The organism is Pyxidicoccus sp. M6 (assembly GCF_055568925.1).
The window spans coordinates 2,104,619-2,121,295 of sequence record NZ_CM145714.1 but is presented as its reverse complement, the minus strand read 5'-3'; the positions used below and the strand labels follow the sequence as shown (position 1 = coordinate 2,121,295).

General features: G+C 70.6%; 9 protein-coding genes. 5 read left to right on the top strand and 4 right to left on the bottom strand.

The annotated features are described in order from the left end of the window. Positions 1–142 precede the first annotated feature (142 nt). The gene (locus ACVTJA_RS08845; protein WP_465835514.1) at positions 143–3,802 is read left to right on the top strand and encodes a DUF3857 domain-containing protein; all 3,660 of its coding nucleotides are present in this window, start codon (positions 143–145) and stop codon (positions 3,800–3,802) included. Between the two features lie 80 nt (positions 3,803–3,882). On the opposite strand, the gene ACVTJA_RS08840 is transcribed toward ACVTJA_RS08845, so the two are convergent. The 3 genes from ACVTJA_RS08840 to ACVTJA_RS08830 form a co-directional block, all read right to left on the bottom strand. Next, positions 3,883–5,130: a serine hydrolase domain-containing protein gene (locus ACVTJA_RS08840; protein WP_465835513.1), complete on the bottom strand. Its 1,248-nt coding sequence runs from the start codon at positions 5,128–5,130 to the stop codon at positions 3,883–3,885. Between the two features lie 76 nt (positions 5,131–5,206). Then, complete coding sequence (locus ACVTJA_RS08835) at positions 5,207–7,384, bottom strand: bifunctional alpha,alpha-trehalose-phosphate synthase (UDP-forming)/trehalose-phosphatase (protein WP_465835511.1); 2,178 nt, start codon at positions 7,382–7,384, stop codon at positions 5,207–5,209. Between the two features lie 13 nt (positions 7,385–7,397). After that, positions 7,398–8,555 (bottom strand): hypothetical protein, encoded by a 1,158-nt coding sequence (locus ACVTJA_RS08830; RefSeq protein WP_465835510.1) that lies wholly within the window; start codon positions 8,553–8,555, stop codon positions 7,398–7,400. A 160-nt stretch (positions 8,556–8,715) separates the two neighbouring features. Here ACVTJA_RS08830 and ACVTJA_RS08825 point away from each other — a divergent pair, with 160 nt between their 5' ends. Then, positions 8,716–10,902 carry an ATP-binding protein gene (locus ACVTJA_RS08825; protein ID WP_465835508.1) on the top strand — a complete coding sequence of 729 codons (2,187 nt, stop codon included), beginning with the start codon at positions 8,716–8,718 and terminating at the stop codon, positions 10,900–10,902. On the opposite strand, the gene leuS is transcribed toward ACVTJA_RS08825, so the two are convergent. Beyond that, the gene (leuS, locus tag ACVTJA_RS08820; protein WP_465835506.1) at positions 10,903–13,422 is read right to left on the bottom strand and encodes a leucine--tRNA ligase; all 2,520 of its coding nucleotides are present in this window, start codon (positions 13,420–13,422) and stop codon (positions 10,903–10,905) included. 97 nt (positions 13,423–13,519) lie between these two features. Here leuS and ACVTJA_RS08815 point away from each other — a divergent pair, with 97 nt between their 5' ends. The 3 genes from ACVTJA_RS08815 (at position 13,520) to ACVTJA_RS08805 (ending at position 16,644) form a co-directional block, all read left to right on the top strand. Continuing rightward, complete coding sequence (locus tag ACVTJA_RS08815; protein ID WP_465835504.1) at positions 13,520–14,773, top strand: sensor histidine kinase; 1,254 nt, start codon at positions 13,520–13,522, stop codon at positions 14,771–14,773. Next, positions 14,770–16,122: a sigma-54-dependent transcriptional regulator gene (locus ACVTJA_RS08810; protein ID WP_465835502.1), complete on the top strand. Its 1,353-nt coding sequence runs from the start codon at positions 14,770–14,772 to the stop codon at positions 16,120–16,122. The genes ACVTJA_RS08815 and ACVTJA_RS08810 overlap by 4 nt, the downstream gene beginning before the upstream one ends. 126 nt (positions 16,123–16,248) lie before the next feature. Beyond that, positions 16,249–16,644, top strand: coding sequence for a hypothetical protein (locus ACVTJA_RS08805; protein ID WP_465835500.1), 396 nt, complete (start codon positions 16,249–16,251; stop codon positions 16,642–16,644). Positions 16,645–16,677: the final 33 nt, after the last annotated feature.

The following is a 16,677-nucleotide window of genomic DNA, read 5'->3' as shown; positions in this document are numbered from 1 at the left end:
CCTCCGCGACGTTTTCGGTTGCCTGCCCGCCACCCGGGGCCGCATGCAGGGGAAGGCCCCGAAGGGGCCACCTGTTCATCGCCGTCGGCGCCCCTGTTTCCTTCGCGGGCGCCTCTACCGAAGACGTCAACGAGGAGAACGGATGTCCCGCTTCACATGGCTGGCCACGGTTTTCGTGCTCACCTGCCCGCTCTGGGCCCAGGCGAAGCCCGCGGCGGACGAGACGGCCCGCGTCTACGCGGCCGAGGCAATGAAGCAGGCCTCCTCCCCCCGCGGCGCCGCCACCCTGGTGCGGATGCACGGGCTGCTGGACGACGTGGAGGACCTGACGCCGCTCATCAGCACCTACGCGCAGATTGCCTCGCGGCGCACGTCCGACGTGAATACGCGCGCCACCGCGCAGCTGCTGCTGCTCGACGCCGAGCGCGCCCGCGGCCGGCTGGTGCGGGCCAACGAGGTGAAGCAGTGGCTGGGCTTCGTGGGCGACTACTACGTCGTCGGCGGCTTCGAGAACGAGGGCAAGGCCGGCTGTGACACGGACTTCGGCCCCGAGGCCGCCAACCTGGACCTGGCCGCCACCTACCCGGGCGCCAAGGGCCGCGAGGCGACGTGGCGCAAGCTGACCGCGAACACCGCGGACGGCTACGTGGACCTCGCCACCGCCGTGCGCCCCAACCGCGAGACGGTGGCCTACGCCGTCACGTGGCTGGAGGCTTCCAACGAGACGCGCGTGGCCATGGGCGTGGGCACCTCGGGCGCGTTCCGCCTGTGGGTCAACGGCCAGCTCGCCGCGAAGGAGGACCGCTACAACCTGCCGCGCCCGGACCAGTCCCGCGTGTCCGTGAAGCTGCGCAAGGGCCTCAACCGCGTCCTCGTGAAGGTGTGCCAGGAGTCCGGCCCGCTGGGCTTCTACCTGCGCCAGGAGTCCCCCTCCGTGCGCGCGTCGCTGCCGCCCAAGGCCCCCGCCCTGGAGCGTGGCGCGCCGCCCGCGCCGCAGCCGCTGCCCACCCTCACCTCCTCCCTGCGCGCGCTGGTGGAGAAGAACCCCGGCGACGCCGCGCTGCGCGGCGACTACGCCCGCGTGCTGGGCTTCTTCCGCGCCTATGACGAGCGCGAGCACACCGCCACCGTCGAGGCCACCCGCGCCGCCGAGGCCGCGCCCAACGACGCGGGCCTGCAGCTGCTCGCGGCGAACCTGCAGCGCGATGACTTGAACGAGCGCCGCCGCTTCCTGGAGGCCGCGCTGAAGGCGGACCCGGACCATGCCGAGGCGCGCGTGGCGCTGGCGGACCACGAGATGGACCGCGGCCACCCGGAGCGCGTGGAGGCGCTGGTGGCGCCGGTGCTGCAGAAGGACCCGGACCATGCCGCCGCGCGGCTGATGCTGGCTCGCGCCGCCGAGGCGCTGGATGAGCGCCCGCGCGCGAATGCGCTGGTGGAGGAGGCCTTCCGCCGTCAGCCCCGCGTGCCCCGCGCGGTGCGCACCGCGGCGCAGGCGTCCCGGCAGATGGGCCGCAACCGCGAGGCCATGGACCGCATGCGCGTGGTGCTGGCGCTGCGCTTCGACGATGTGAACACGCGCCGCGGCCTCGCCTCGCTGCTCGCGGACTCCGGCCAGGTGGAGGCCGCGCAGCGTGAGTACGCGCAGCTCGTCACCCTCAACCCCTTCGACAACGGCGCGCGCGTGCGGCTGGCGGAGCTGAAGGCCAACAACGGCGCGGTGGAGCAGGCGGTGGCCCTCTTCGCCGAGGCCCGCGCCCTCTCTCCCGACGAGCCCGAGGTGTACGAGCGCGAGGGCCGCGCCCTGCTGGCCGCCGGCCGCCGCGAGCCGGCGCTGGCCGCCTTCGAGAAGTCGCTGGCGCTGCGCCCGCAGAACCCGGGCCTGAAGGAGGCCCTGCGCGCGCTCAAGGGCGAGACGTCCGGCGCGGGCATGCAGTACCTGGTGGACGCGAAGGGGCTGGAGAAGGAGGCCGAGGCCTACGTCCACGAGGACGCCGTGTACCTGGTGGACAGCACCTACGTGCGCGTCCAGAAGAGCGGCCTGTCCAGCCGCCTGACGCAGCAGGTGGTGAAGGTGCTCAACGCGCGCGGCGTGGACTCGTTCCGCATGATGCCCATCACCTACTCGCCGGACCGCCAGGAGGTCCGCATCCTCAAGGCCCGCGTGGTGAAGGCGGACGGCTCCGTGGTGGAGAGCTACGGGGAGAACGACCGCAACATCAACGAGCCGTGGACGGGCATGTACTACGACGCCCGCGCCAAGGTGCTGACGTTCCCCGCGCTGGCCGCCGGCGACACGCTGGAATTGACGTACCGCCTGGACGACACCGCGCAGGAGAACCTCCTGTCCGACTACTGGGGTGACGTGGAGAGCGTGCAGGGCGTCTACCCGAAGGTGCGCTTCCAGTACCTCGTGGACATGCCGAAGGAGCGGCCCCTCTACTGGAACAAGAGCAAGCTGGGCGGCGTGCAGAGCGCGCAGGAGACGGTGGACGGCGGCCGCGTGCTCTACCGGTGGAACGCGAAGCACGTGTCCAAGGTGGTGCCGGAGCCGGGCATGCCGGGCTGGGCGGAAGTCGCGCAGAACCTCCACGTCTCCACGTACCAGACGTGGGACCAGGTGGGCCGCTACTGGTGGGGCCTCGTGAGGGACCAGCTCCAGCCCAACGCGGAGCTGCGCCAGACGGTGGACCAGGTGCTCCAGGGCGTGGACCGCAAGGACGAGCTGGCCGTGATTCGCGCCATCTACAGCTTCGTGGTGACGAACACGCGCTACGTGGCGCTGGAGTTCGGCATCCACGGCTACAAGCCGTACCGCGTGGACCGCGTGCTGGCGCGCCGCTTCGGCGACTGCAAGGACAAGGCGAGCCTCATCCACTCCATGCTGCGCGTGGCGGGCGTGGACAGCCGGCTGGTGCTGCTGCGCATGCGCAACCTGGGCGCCATCGGCGAGGAGCCGGCGAGCCTCGCGGCCTTCAACCACGCCATTGCGTACGTGCCCAAGTACGACCTGTACCTGGACGGCACGGCGGAGTTCCACGGCGCGAAGGAGCTGCCCAGCGCGGACCGAGTGGCCAACGTGCTGGTGGTGGACCCGGACGGCAAGAGCACCTTCCTCACCACGCCCGAGGCGAAGGCCGAGGAGAACGCCACGCGCCTGACGCTGGACGTGGTGCTGAGCGCGAACGGCGCGGCGCAGGTGACGGGCGCGAGCACGGTGGCGGGCGAGAGCGCGCCGGACTACCGCCGGGCGTATCGGCCGGAAGCCACGCGCAAGTCCACCTTCGAGCGCGCGTGGGCGCAGAGCTTCCCGGGCCTGACGGTGCAGGAGGTGAAGCTGAGCGACACCACGAAGCTGGATGACGACGTGGCGCTGGACTTCAAGATGCACATTCCGCGCTACGCGGAGGCGCTGCCCAACGCGATGCGCTTCCTGCCCTTCGGCACGGGCCGCACGTACCAGCAGGCGTACGCGTCGCTCGCCGAGCGCCGCTTTGATTTGGTGATGCAGGGCCCGTGGCTGAACAGCTTCACGCTGCGCTACACGCTGCCCTCGGGCTGGACGGTGGCGGAGCTGCCGCAGCCGGTGGAGGAGACCACGAAGTTCGGCTACGTGAAGCTGAGCTACCGCGTGGACGGCGGCAAGCTGGTGGCCGATGGGCAGATGGCTCTCACCGCCGCGCGCGTGAAGGCGGATGACTACGCCGAGTTCAGGGAGTTCCTCGGCCGGGTGGACCGCGCCTTCGGCCGCCGCGTGCTCATCCAGGGCCCGGGCAGCCGCACCGCGTCCGCGGCGCCGTAGCCCAAGCGCAATCGAGGCAGTGACACGGCCCGCCGGTGGAGACACCTCCCCAAGCGGGCCGTTTCATGTCCGGCGTCCGGCTACGGCTGTGAGGGTGGAGTCAGCGCCGCCGCGATGATGCGCGCGGCAATACGCGGCTGGTCCTGCCCCATGCGCAGCATGTTGACGGAGAAGATGAGCCGCCGCCGCAAGTCCCGGGTGGCGCCCATGCCGTTGTTGTAGCCGTGCCTGTCCCCGCTCTTCCCCCAGAGGGTGTAGCCGTTGACGACGAAGCGGCCCAGCCCCGCGGCGAAGCTGGCGTGTCCACCCTTCACGTCGTCCACGTCGGGCACGGTGAACATCTCTTCCAGTTGCGCGCGCGGCAGCAGCCGGCCCTTGAAGAGCGCGACGAGGAAGCGGTCCAGGTCGGCGGTGGTGGAGATCATCTCCCCCGCCGCCCAGGGCACGGACTGGCTGGCCTCGGTGACGTCCACGAGGCACCGGCCCTGATACGCGGTGGCGCCGTCCGGGCAGCCCTCCTCCGTCGGGGACACGACTTCGTAGCCGTGCGCATGCGGCCCCGGAATCGTCACGTCATTGCCGGGCACGAAGGTGTCGCGCAGGTGCAGCGGGCGGAGGATGCGCGCCTGCACCTCCTCGCCGTAGGGACGGCCCGTCACCTTCTCGATGAGCAGCCCCGCGACGAGGTAGCCGATGTTGCCGTACTCCTGTTTCTCGCCCGGGTCGAAGCGGGGCCCCGCCGGAATCGAGAGTGCGACGAGCTCGCGCGGGCTGAAGCGGCGGTAGCGGTTCTCGAAGAACCACGCCGGGTCCTTCTGCGGCACCGGCACGCCGGGCAGGCCGTGGGTGTAGTTGAGCAACTGCCGCACGGTGATGGGCTTGAAGACGCCGTCCGGCAAGAGGCGCGGCAGGTAGTGCTGCACGGGCCGGTCCAAATCCACACGGCCCTCGGCGGCGAGCTGCAACACCACGACGGCCGTGAAGACCTTCGTCATGCTGCCGATGCGAAAGCGCGCGTCCGTGGGAATCGGCGCCCCGGTGTGGATGTCCGCCACGCCGGAGGTGCCGAGCCAGTGACCATCGGCGCCACTCACCCGGACCATGGCCCCCGTCACCTCGTCGTTCGGCAGGTTGGCGATGGCCTGCCGCAGGGCCTCGCGGTTCAGCGGTGGTAGGGGCGACTGACCCTGCTCCAGGTTCAGCTCACCCGACTCCAGCTCGCCCACTTCCGGCTCGCTGCCAGCCGGCGCCTCGGGTCCGCAGGCGGGGGCCATGAAGCTCGCGAGCAATGCCATGCCCACCCGCAGTCCACGGTGCAGGACAGCCATGTTCCATCTCCTGATGAGGGGAAGGCCGGCGGCGTGCCGGCCGTGTGAGATGGAACACCCGCGCCTCGCGGCGCTGTCACTCCGGACTGCAAGAAACCAAGGCGCCCAGCAGCTTGCGGACCTCCGTGGGCCCATTCACGCGGAACGCGGCACGCGTGGGCTTCTGGCCCGCGTTGATGGAGAGCCCGCCCGGAGGCATGGCCGCGAACAGGTCCTCGTCCGTGCGGTCATCGCCGATGGCCACAATCAGCGTGCCCGGCGGAAGGCCCTGCGTGGCCTCGCCCACCACGCGGCCCTTGTGCACGCCCTGGGGCCGCACCTCCACCACGCGGTCCCCCGGCAACACGTCCATCTTCTGCCCGGCGAACGTCTCCAGCAGCAGCAGGCGCAGCTCGCGCGCCTGGATGGCGCCGAACTCCGGGTCCACCATCCGGTAGTGCCACGCCAGCGACGCCGTCTTCTCCTCCAGGAAGGAGCCCGGCACCCGCTCGCAGAAGGCGTCCAGCACGGGCCTCGCCCGCGCCTTCCACTCCAAGGACACGCCCTCCAGCATCCGCCATGGCTGGCCCGGCCGCGCGCGGGACCAGAGGCCGTGCTCCGCGTGCAGGCTGATGGGCAGCTCGCCGAACCACGCCTCCAGCGTCTCCTTCGGCCGGCCGCTGACGATGCTCAGCGACGTGTTCGGCCGCGCCAGCAGCTTCGCCAGCAACTCCCGCAGCGCGTCATCCGGCGTCGCCAGCTCCGGCCGGGGCGCGAAGCCCACCAGGGTACCGTCGTAGTCCAGCAGCAGGTGCAACCGGGGTGCGGACTTCATCTGCTCCAGCGCCTCGGCCCCGCTCTTCAGCCCCTTCTCCGCCGCCGTCTTCAGCCCCTGGAGCCTGTCCAGGAAGTGGGCCGTCCACCAGTGGACGTCGTGGGACTTCACGCCCTCGCGCAGGGCGCGCATCCGCCTGCGGCGCTCGTCCTCGGGCATCTCCAGCGCGGTCTCAATCGCGTCCGCGATGGCCTCCACGTCGTATGCGTTGACGATGAGCGCGCTGCCCATCTCCGCGGCGGCGCCGGCGAACTCACTGAGCACCAGCACGCCGTCCTCGTCCGGACGGGACGCGCAGAACTCCTTGGCCACCAGGTTCATGCCGTCGCGCACCGGCGTGACGAGCATCACATCCGCCGCGCGGTACAGCCCCACGAGCTGTCTTTCGTTGAACGAGCGATAGAGGTAGTGCACCGGCACGTTGTGGACGCTGCCGTACGTGCCGTTGATGCGGCCCACCAGTTCGTCCACCTGCTCGCGGTAGGCGGCGTACGCCTCCACCTGGGTGCGGCTGGGCACGGCCACCTGGATGAAGCGCAGGCGCCCGCGCCAGGCGGGCTCGCGCTCCAGCACGCGCTGTACGGCGAGCAGCCGGCGGGGAATGCCCTTGGTGTAGTCCAGCCGGTCGATGCCCAGGAGGATGCGCTGCCCTTCCGCCTTGCGGTGCAGCGTGGCCACCTCCTCCAGGATGCCGGAGTCCATGGCGAGCGGCTCGAAGGCCGACACGTCGATGCCCATGGGGAAGGCGCCCACGCGCACCTCTCGGCCGTCCCAGATGATGCGGTCGATGTCCGTGTCCAGCCCGAGCTGCCGCAACAGCGAGCCCGAGAAGTGCCGCACGTAGCTCACCGTGTGGAAGCCGATGAGGTCCGCGCCGAGCAGGCCCTTGAGCAGCTCGTGCCGCCGCGGGAGCGTGCTGAAGATTTCCGACGACGGGAAGGGGATGTGGTGGAAGTAGCCGATGCGCGCGCCGGGCAGCCGCTGCCGCAGCATTCCGGGCACCAGCATGAGCTGGTAGTCGTGCACCCAGACGGTGTCGCCCGGCTGATAGTGGCGGACCACGAGGTCGGCGAAGCGCTCGTTCACCTTGCGATAGACCTCCCAGTCGCGGTCCTGCCTGGGAATGCGGTCCACCATGTAGTGGCACAGCGGCCAGAGGACGCGGTTGGAATAGCCCTCGTAGTAGCGGCTCACCTCGCTGGCGCTGAGGTACAGGGGCACGAGGCGCAGGCCCGCGAGCTGGGACTCCACCTGGGCGCGCTGGGCATCCGTCAGCCGGGAGACGTCTCCGGGCCACCCCAGCCACAGGCCGCCGGAGCGCGCGTGCGGGCGGCTCAGGCCGGTGGCGAGGCCACCCGCGCTGCGCACCACGGAGACGCTGTCCTTCTCCGCCTTGACGGTGACGGGAAGGCGATTGGAGACGAGCAGGAGTCGGGACATAGGCCCCTGACGCTTATTCACTCCCTCCTGGAATGGCCATGGTTGAAAGGGGCAGCGTGCTGGATGGTGGACCCTCGGGCATGCCGGGCCCGGCCGCCGGGGCCCAGCCCAGGCGGGTCAACAACGCGGGCTCGCGGCCGGGCTTCCAGATGAAGGCATCCAGCACGTAGTGCGTCGCCTGTGGCAGCGCCAGCAGCGGCACCACCAGCGCGAGGACGTCCTCCGGCAGGTCCACGGTGCTGACCCCGAACAGCGGCGCCCGCTCGTGCCAGAGGAGCCAGTCCCAGAGCCCCTCCTCCAGCAGCGCCAGTGCGATGAGGAACAGGAGGAAGCCGGGCAGCCCCGCGCGAAGGAGGAGCCCTCCCACGCCATAGCCCCCTTCCGCGCGGCGCCCGCGGGCGTAGCGGAACAGCAGCGCGAAGTACGGGACGCCGTGAAGGACGACGTTCATCACCGTGAAGGCGAAGTCATCCTTCGCCAGGACGATGCCGCCGAACCACGCCACCCAGGTGGCGATGACGAGCAGCACCTTGCCTGCCTGGATGCCTTCGCCCCGGATGATGCGCACGATTTGGAACCCCGCCCAGGCCAGGAGGACGACGGCATGGAGGGCCAGCGCCACGGTGCCGGCCCCACGGGGCAGGCCGGACAGGAAGTCGCCCTCCACGAACCACCAGAAGTCGAGGGGGAGGTTCGCATGCCACCAGACAGCGGGCCCCAGCGTGGCGGCGTAGATGGCGGCGGCGTCGAGACGACGCTCGAAGGGAGATGCGCGGGCCTTGCGGCCGTAGAGGGAGCCCCAGCCGTACTGCTGGCGGACGAAGTGCGTGAGGGCGACGTAGGCGAACAGCGTCCAGAACGCACGGGAGGACACGAGGTACGCGGACACGCCCGCGGCGTACGCGGCGAGCGGCGCGCCCAGGTAGAGGCCTGGGCGGCGCCGCAGCTCGGACATGTCCAGGTAGGTGCGGAACAACGTGGACCAGACATGGGCCACGTCCACGCAGACGACGAAGAGGACCCAGGCCCACAGCGGCGTGTCGCCCACTGTGCCGAGCCATGGCGCGGCGAGCACGAACGCCACGGACACGAGCGCGCTACCGGCGAAGACGGACAGGTCCACTCCCGGACGGAACAGCCACGCCTGGGAGGGAGCGAGGAGACGAGGCATCGGAGGCCGCAGGCTAGCAGCTTCGGGGCATGCCCCCAGTCCTCTCCCTGACTCCTCCGGTCCTCGTCTCGCCCTCTTCCCGGCCAGGCAGGTACGGAAGGGCACGCATATGGGGCAGCGCGCGGGATTGGCATCTTGGGGGTGGAGGCTCCCCGCGCCCATGCGACGAGAACGGCAGAGACGCTGGCTGCTCCTCATGGGAGGAGGGCTGGCCCTGCTCGGAATCGTGCTCGCCACCCTCATCCGGCCGGGCCTCGACGAGGACCCGCTCACCCCGGAGGAGCGGGCGTGGCTGAAGAGCCACGATGGCAAGGTCGTCCTCGGCATCTTTCCCGAGGCCCCACCCCTCTCGTTCGTGGACGAGCGAGGCGAGTTCCACGGGATTGGCGCGGACTACGTCGCCCTCATCGAGAAGAAGCTCGGGTTCAAGTTCCACATCCTCCCTCCGATGACCATCAGCGGCGTCCTCGATGGTGTGCGGGACGGGCGGGTGGATGTCACGGAGATGCTCGCCTGGACGCCGGAGCGCGCCGAGCACCTGCGCTTCACCCGGCCGCTCGTGGTGATTCCCACGCTCATCATCGTGCGCCGGGGGACATGGGACACCCTCTCGCTCGAACAGATGCGCGGCCTGCGCGTCGCCGTGGGCGAGCGCTTCGGCGTGCACGACTTCCTCGCGAGGGAATATCCGCAGCTCCACCTCGTCCCGGCGCCCAACGACCTCGAGGGCTTGAGGCGCCTCGCCACGGGAGAGGTCGACGTGTTGGTCGCGGATGCCGCCACCTCCTCCTTCCTGATTGAGCAGGAGTCGATGGCCACCTTCCACGTCGCGGGCCAGGTCCCCTACCAGTACGAGCTCGGGCTGGGCGTCCGGAAGGACTCGCCCATCCTCCTCAGCATCATCCAGAAGGGCTTCGCCCGGATTACCGAGGACGAGAAGCGGGCCATCTGGGAGCGCTGGGTCTTCCGCTGGGAGCGCCCCATCTTCGAGCAGCCCTCCTTCTGGCGGTTCGTCGTGTTCGCCGCGGGAGGCGTGGGCCTGCTCGTCGCGGTGGTGATGCTCTGGAACAAGCTGCTGAAGCAGCAGGTGCGGGCGAGGACGGCCGAGCTCAGCGAGGCCAACCGCCGCGTGAGCTTCCTCGCCGAGGCGGGGGTCTCCCTGAGCGAGTCGCTCGACGCGGACAAGACGCTCGAGCGCCTCGGTGAGCTGGTGGCGCACCGGCTCGCGGACTGGTGTCTGATTGACGTCGTGCGGGACGGGCAGGTGCAGCGGATGGCGGGCGCGCACGTCAATCCCTCGAAGCGGCCGCTGCTCGACGAGCTCGCGAGGCGCTACCCCGCGAGCGAGGGCTCCCCGACGCTCGCGGGCCGGGTGCTGCGGGACGGCATGCCGCACCTCGCCGCCAACTTCTCGGACGCCGACCTGCGGCTCTCCACCGAGAGCGCCGAGCATGCCGGGCTCGTCCGCGAGCTCGGAGCCCACACCATCCTGGCGGTACCGCTCTCCATCCGCGGACAGACGCTCGGAGCGCTGACCCTGGCCTGGGGTGAGCACGGACGGACCTACGGGGCCGCGGAGCTGGAGCTCGCGCAGGAGGTGGCGCGCCGCGCGGCCATCTCCATCGACAACGCGCGGCTCTACCGGCAGGCGCAGCAGGCCGTTCGCGCCAGAGACCTCTTCCTCCAGGTCGCCGCGCACGAGCTCCGGACGCCGCTGACCTCGCACCTGCTGCGGCTCGAGCGCAGCCGCAAGATGCTTCAGGGGCTCGAGGACACACCCCAGCGAGAGAAGCTCGAGCAGGAGCTGGCCATGGCCATCCGACAGGCCCGGCGCCTCGGCAACCTGACGGAGCAGGTGCTCGACGTCGCCCAGGCCAGCTCGGGGAACCTCGAGCTGAACCCGGAGGAGGTGGACGTCTGCCAGGTCGTCCAGGACGTGGCGAAGAACCTCCAGGAGCAGCTCACCGTCACTGGCACACGGCTGGAGTTGGAGGCCCGGTGCCCCGCCGTCGGCTGGTATGACCGGCTCCGGCTCGAGGCGGTGGTGACCAACCTCCTCAACAATGCCATCAAGTTCGGCAGGGGCCGGCCCATCGAGGTCTCCATCACCTCGACGAAGGACGGCGTGCGGCTCTCCGTCAGGGACCACGGCATCGGGCTCTCCCGCGAGGCCCGGGGCCGCATCTTCGAGAAGTTCGAGCGGGCGGTCTCGGAGCAGCACTACGGCGGGCTCGGCCTCGGCCTGTACATCTCCCGCCTCATCGTGGAGTCCCACGGGGGACTCCTCTCCGTGGACAGCACGCCGGGCGAGGGCTCCACGTTCACCGTGGAGCTGCCGCGCCAGTAGTCAGCGCACGACGATGTTGACCACCTTGTCGGGCACCACGATGACCCGGGCCACCGTCTTCCCGCCCTCGAGCTGACGGACGACGTTGGGCAGCGCCAGCGCCCGCTCGCGCACCTCGGACTCCGGCGTGCCGCGCTCCACCTCCACGTTGCCGCGCAGCTTGCCGTTCACCTGCACGGCATACGTCACCTGCGCATCCACCGTGAGCGCCACGTCGAACGCGGGCCAGTCCTGCTCCAGCAGGAAGCCCTTCCCGCCCAGCCGCTCCCACGCCTCGTCGCCCAGGTGCGGCGCGAAGGGGCCCACCAGCTTCACCAGCGTGACGAGGTCTTCGCGCGTGGCGCCCTTCGACGTCAGCTCGTTCGTGTACGTCATCAGCGCGGCGATGGCCGTGTTGAACTGCATCCGCTCCAGGTCCGCCGTCACGCGCTGCACCGTCTTGTGGCGCAGGCGCAGGTGAACGTCTCCCTCGGGGACGCGGGAGGGCTCGTGCTCTTCGACGAGCCGCCATACGCGGCGCAGGAAGCGGCCGCAGCCTTCGATGGCTCGCGGGTCCCACGGCTTGGGCAGCTCGAACTCGCCCATGAACAGCTCGTACAGGCGCAGCACGTCCGCGCCGTGCTCGGCCACCACGGCGTCGGGGTTGACGCCGTTGAGCTTGGACTTGGCCATCTTCTCGACCTGGACCTTCAGCGGCTCGCCCGTGGCGCGCAGCACGGCCGTCTCGCCGCGCAGCTCCACCTCTTCCAGCGAGTGATAGTGCTCCGCCGCGTCCTGGTACGTGTACGCCAGCACCATGCCCTGGTGGCGCAGCTTGCGGAACGGTTCCTTCGTGGAGACGTGGCCCAAGTCGAAGAGCACCTTGTGCCAGAAGCGCGCGTACAGCAGGTGGAGCACCGCGTGCTCGGCGCCGCCCACGTACAGGTCCACGTTCATCCACTGGCGCTCCGCTTCCTTCGACCAGGGCGCCGTGTCGTTCGTGGGGTCCAGGTAGCGCAGGTAGTACCAGCACGAGCCCGCCCACTGCGGCATGGTGTTCGTCTCGCGGCGACCCGGGCCTCCGCACGCCGGGCAGGGCGTGTGCAGCCATTCGGGAATCGTGGCCAGCGGGGACTCGCCGGTGCCGGAGGGCTCGTAGCGCTCCACCTCCGGCAACGTCACGGGGAGCTGTTCCTCGGGGACCGGGACGGCGCCGCACTTCGCGCAGTGGATGATGGGGATGGGCTCGCCCCAGTAGCGCTGGCGCGAGAAGATCCAGTCGCGCAGGCGGTAGCTCACCGCGCCCTTGCCGTGGCCCTTCGCCTCCAGCGTGGCCACCACGCGTCGTTTGACCTGCGCCGTGGGCAGCCCGTCCAGCTCGCCCGAATTCACCGCCACGCCGTCGTCCGTGAAGGGCCTGCCGGGCTCCGGTTGAGCGCCGTCCGCCGGGCGTACCACCTCACGGATGGGCAGGCCGAACTTCACCGCGAAGTCGTAATCCCTCTCATCGTGCGCGGGCACGGCCATGATGGCGCCGGTGCCGTAGGTGGCCAGGACGTAGTCGGCAATCCAGATGGGGATGCGCTCCCCGGTGATGGGATTGACGGCGTGGCTGCCGGTGAAGGCGCCCGTCTTCTCCTTCGCCAGCTCCGTGCGCTCCAAATCACTCTTGAGCCGCGCGGCCGTCTGGTAGTCCGTCACCGCGGCGCGCTGCTCCGGCGTCGTCAGCCGCTCGATGAGCGCGTGCTCGGGAGCCATCACCAGGTACGTGGCGCCGAACAGCGTGTCCGGGCGCGTGGTGAACACGCGAATCTCCTCGCCCCCCGCCGGGCCGTCCGCCACGCGGAAGGACACCTCGGCGCCCTCGGAGCGGCCAATCCACTTGCGCTGCATCGTCAGCGTGGAGTCGGGCCAGTCGACCTCGGACAAGTCCTCCAACAGGCGGTCCGCGTACGCGGTGATGCGCAACATCCACTGGCGCAAGTCCTTGCGTTCCACCTGGGTGCCGCAGCGGTCGCACCGGCCTCCGGCGGCCTCTTCATTGGCCAGGCCCGTCTTGCACGAGGGACACCAGTTGATGGGCATCACGGCCTCGTACGCGAGGCCCTTCTTGAACAACTGGAGGAAGATCCACTGCGTCCACTTGTAGTAGCGCGGGTCGGTGGTGTTGACCTCGCGCTCCCAGTCATAGGCGAAGCCCACCGAGTCAATCTGCCGTCGGAAGTTGGAGACGGCCTGCTCGGTGGTGACGCGCGGGTGGATGCCCGTCTTGATGGCGTAGTTCTCCGCCGGCAGGCCGAAGGCGTCCCAGCCCATGGGGTGAAGCACGTTCCAGCCCTGCATCCGCTTCCAGCGCGTGAGCACGTCCGTGGCCGTGTAGCCCTCGCAGTGTCCGACGTGCAGCCCCGCTCCGGAGGGGTACGGGAACATGTCGAGGGCGTAGAACTTCGGCTTCTTCGGGTCGAACGTCGTGCGATGCAGGCGGGCCTCGCGCCAGCGCGCCTGCCACCTGGGCTCCACTTCACGGGGGTCGAAGGGCATGGTGCTTTTTAGTACGCCCGCGTCACGGGATTCCTGACCTGTCCTGCCGGGTGGACGCCCTGGGGCCGGGCCGCTGATGCGATATGAACACCGCACCATGCGCAGTCACCCGCCGCCCGCGGACCTTCCCACCCCACCGAGCGCCCTCCGCCCTCCTCCGCCCCGCTTCCGCCGCAAGCTGCTCGTGGTGATGCTGCTCGCGGGCCTCGTGCCGCTGGTGCTGCTCGGGCTGCTCGCGCAGGGCGCGCTGGAGCGGGTGCTCTCCGTCTCCGTCGCCCCCGTGGAGGGCGTGCTGGATGGCGTCTCCGCGGACCTGGAGCGGCGCGGCCTGCCGCAGGACTCCCTGAACGAAGCCCGCCTCAACCTCGCCCAGGCGGAGCTGGCGCGGCGGGCCCTGGTGCGCCGCGTGCCCGCGTTCATCGCCGCGCTGGTGCTCGTCTCCGGCGGCGTGCTCGCGCTGTCCGCCGTGCTGCTGGGCCGCGCCCTCACGCGCCCCGTGGCCACCCTCACCGAGGGCATGTGGGCCTACGCACGCGGAGACCTCACCGTCCGCCTCGGCGCGCCGGAAGCCCCGCGCGACGAGCTCCAGTTCCTCCTCGGCCAGTTCAACCGCATGGGCCAGGAGCTGCTCGCCCAGCGCGAGCGCCTCAAGTCCGCCGAGCAGATTGCCGCCTGGCAGGACGTGGCCCGCGCCCTCGCGCACGAGCTGAAGAACCCCCTCACCGCAATGAAGCTCTCGCTCGCGCGTCTGTCCCGCACGGACGCGAGCATGCCCACCGACTCCACCCGAATCTCCGAGGCCGTCTCCCTCCTCCAGGAAGAGGTGGACCTCCTGATGCGGATGACGCAGAGCTTCTCCACCTTCGCGAGGCTCCCCGCCCCGCGCTTCCAGGACGTGGCCCTGCGCCCGCTGCTGGCTGAAATCTGCACCCTCTACGCGGGCACCTCGCCCGTCCCCGTGGAGCTCGCCCCCGGCCCCGATGCATCCCTGCGCGCGGACCCGGACGGCCTGCGCCGCCTCTTCGGCAACCTCGTAAAGAACGCCACCGAGGCCTCCCCCTCCGGCGCCCCACCGGTACGCGTCGCGCTCGAAGCGCTCGACGGCGGCGCCGTGCGCGTCACCGTGACGGACGGAGGCAGCGGCGTGCCCGGCGTGCTGGAGGGCCCGGCCCTCACGCGAGGCCTCTTCAGCACCAAGCCGGAGGGCAGCGGCCTGGGCCTGCCCATCTCCCAGAAAATCGTCCACGAACATGGCGGCACGCTGCGCCTGGAGCCAGGCCCGGCTGGCGGTACGCTGGCGCGCGTGGACCTGCCCCTCGTTCCCCCCTCTCCCGCCCCGGCCTCCGCATGAAGCCCGGCCCCCGCATCCTCGTCGTCGATGATGACCCCGGCGTCCTCAAGGCCCTGCGCGGCCTCCTCACGGACGAGGGCTTCACTCCGGTGGAGGCCCGCAATACGGCGGAGGCCACGCGCCTGCTCGACGCGCCCGAGGGCCTGCCCGCCGCGATGCTGCTCGACATCCGCATGCCCGGCGAGACGGGCCTGGAATTCCTCGCGCGGCTGCCCCGGCCGCTGCCCGTGCCGGTGGTGGTGCTGTCCGGCGAGGCCTCTCCCACGGAAGCCGTGCAGGCGCTGAAGCTGGGCGCCACCGACTTCGTGGAGAAGCCGCCCTCACCCGAGCGGCTCCTCACGGCGCTGCGCAATGCCATGGCGCTCGGCGAGCTCCACGAGGAGCGCGAGCGACTGCTGGACGCGCTCGCCCGTCCCGGGCACCTCGTGGGCGAGAGCCCCGCCATGGAGGCGCTGCGCCGGCTCATCGCGCGCGTGGGGCCCAGTGACACGGCGGTGCTCATCACCGGCGAGACGGGCACCGGCAAGGAGCGCGTCGCGCGGGCGCTGCACCTCGCCTCGGGGCGCAAGGGCCGGCTCGTCGCCGTCAACTGCGCGGCCATTCCCGCCACGTTGCTGGAGAGCGAGCTGTTCGGCCACGAGAAGGGCGCCTTCTCCGGCGCGGTATCACGGCGAGCGGGCCGCATTGAACAGGCGCACGGCGGCACGCTGTTCCTCGACGAGCTGGGAGACATGCCGCTGGAGCTCCAGGCCAAGCTGCTGCGCGTGCTGGAGACGAAGGAGGTGGAGCGGCTGGGCGGCTCGGTGCCGGTGCCGGTGGACGCGCGCGTGCTCGCGGCCACGCACCAGGACCTCGCCCGCGCGGTGAAGGAGGGCCGCTTCCGGCAGGACCTCTTCTTCCGCCTCAACGTGATGCCGCTCCAGATTCCGCCGCTGCGCGAGCGCCCGGAGGATTTGCTCCCGCTGGCCCGCGCCTTCGCCGCCGAGCTCGCCGGACCCAACGTGCCGCTGGTGCTCGCGCCCGGAGCCGAGGCCGCGCTGCGCGCCTACTCCTGGCCCGGCAACGTGCGCGAATTGCGCAACCTCATCGAGCGCCTCAACCTGCTGCGCGGGGACGGTCCGCTCGCGCTCGGACCTGAAGCCATTCATGGGCCGCTGGCCGCCGCCGCGCCCTCACGCCCCACGCTGGGAGACAAGAGCTACCGCGAGCACGTGGAGGACTTCGAGCGGGACCTCATCCGCGCCGCGCTCCAGGAGGGCGGCAGTATCGCCGGCGCAGCGCGGCTGCTGCAGGTGGACCGCGGCAACCTCTACCGCCGCATCAAGGCCCTGGGCCTGCCGGTATCCTGATTTCCTTCGTATACCGGGCTGCGTTTGACATTGAGTATGAGCTACTGATTCCATCCATGTACTCGGACCTGCTCCGAGAGGGGGACCGCCATGGTGGCGGGCCACATGGAACGAGGAGTCACTCATATGAAGATGCAGAAGCTGCTGATGGGCTGTGCGGTGGGCGCGCTGCTGACGAGCGCGGCGGCGTGGGCCGGTATGAAGACCACCTATTACGTCGGCGTCGACACCACGAACCGCGAGGCCTATGGCTCGTTTGGCTCTGCCCGCGGCAGCGCGGACACGACGCAGTACATCGGCTGCGCGGTGCAGGGGTTCAGCAACGGCACCAACTACGTCCTGTGTAACGCGTACAGCGCGGCTGGCGTCGCCGCGAGCTGCACGTCCTCCTCTGCGGCGCTGGTGAACGCGGCGCAAGCCCTGTCGGACGGCGCGTACATCTACTTCAACTACGATGCGACCGGCACCTGCACGTACCTGTTCGTGAGCAACGCCTCGTACTGGGCTCCGAAGCAGCCGTAGTCGTATCCGCCCCCTCCGCGCCGGGAGCCTTCC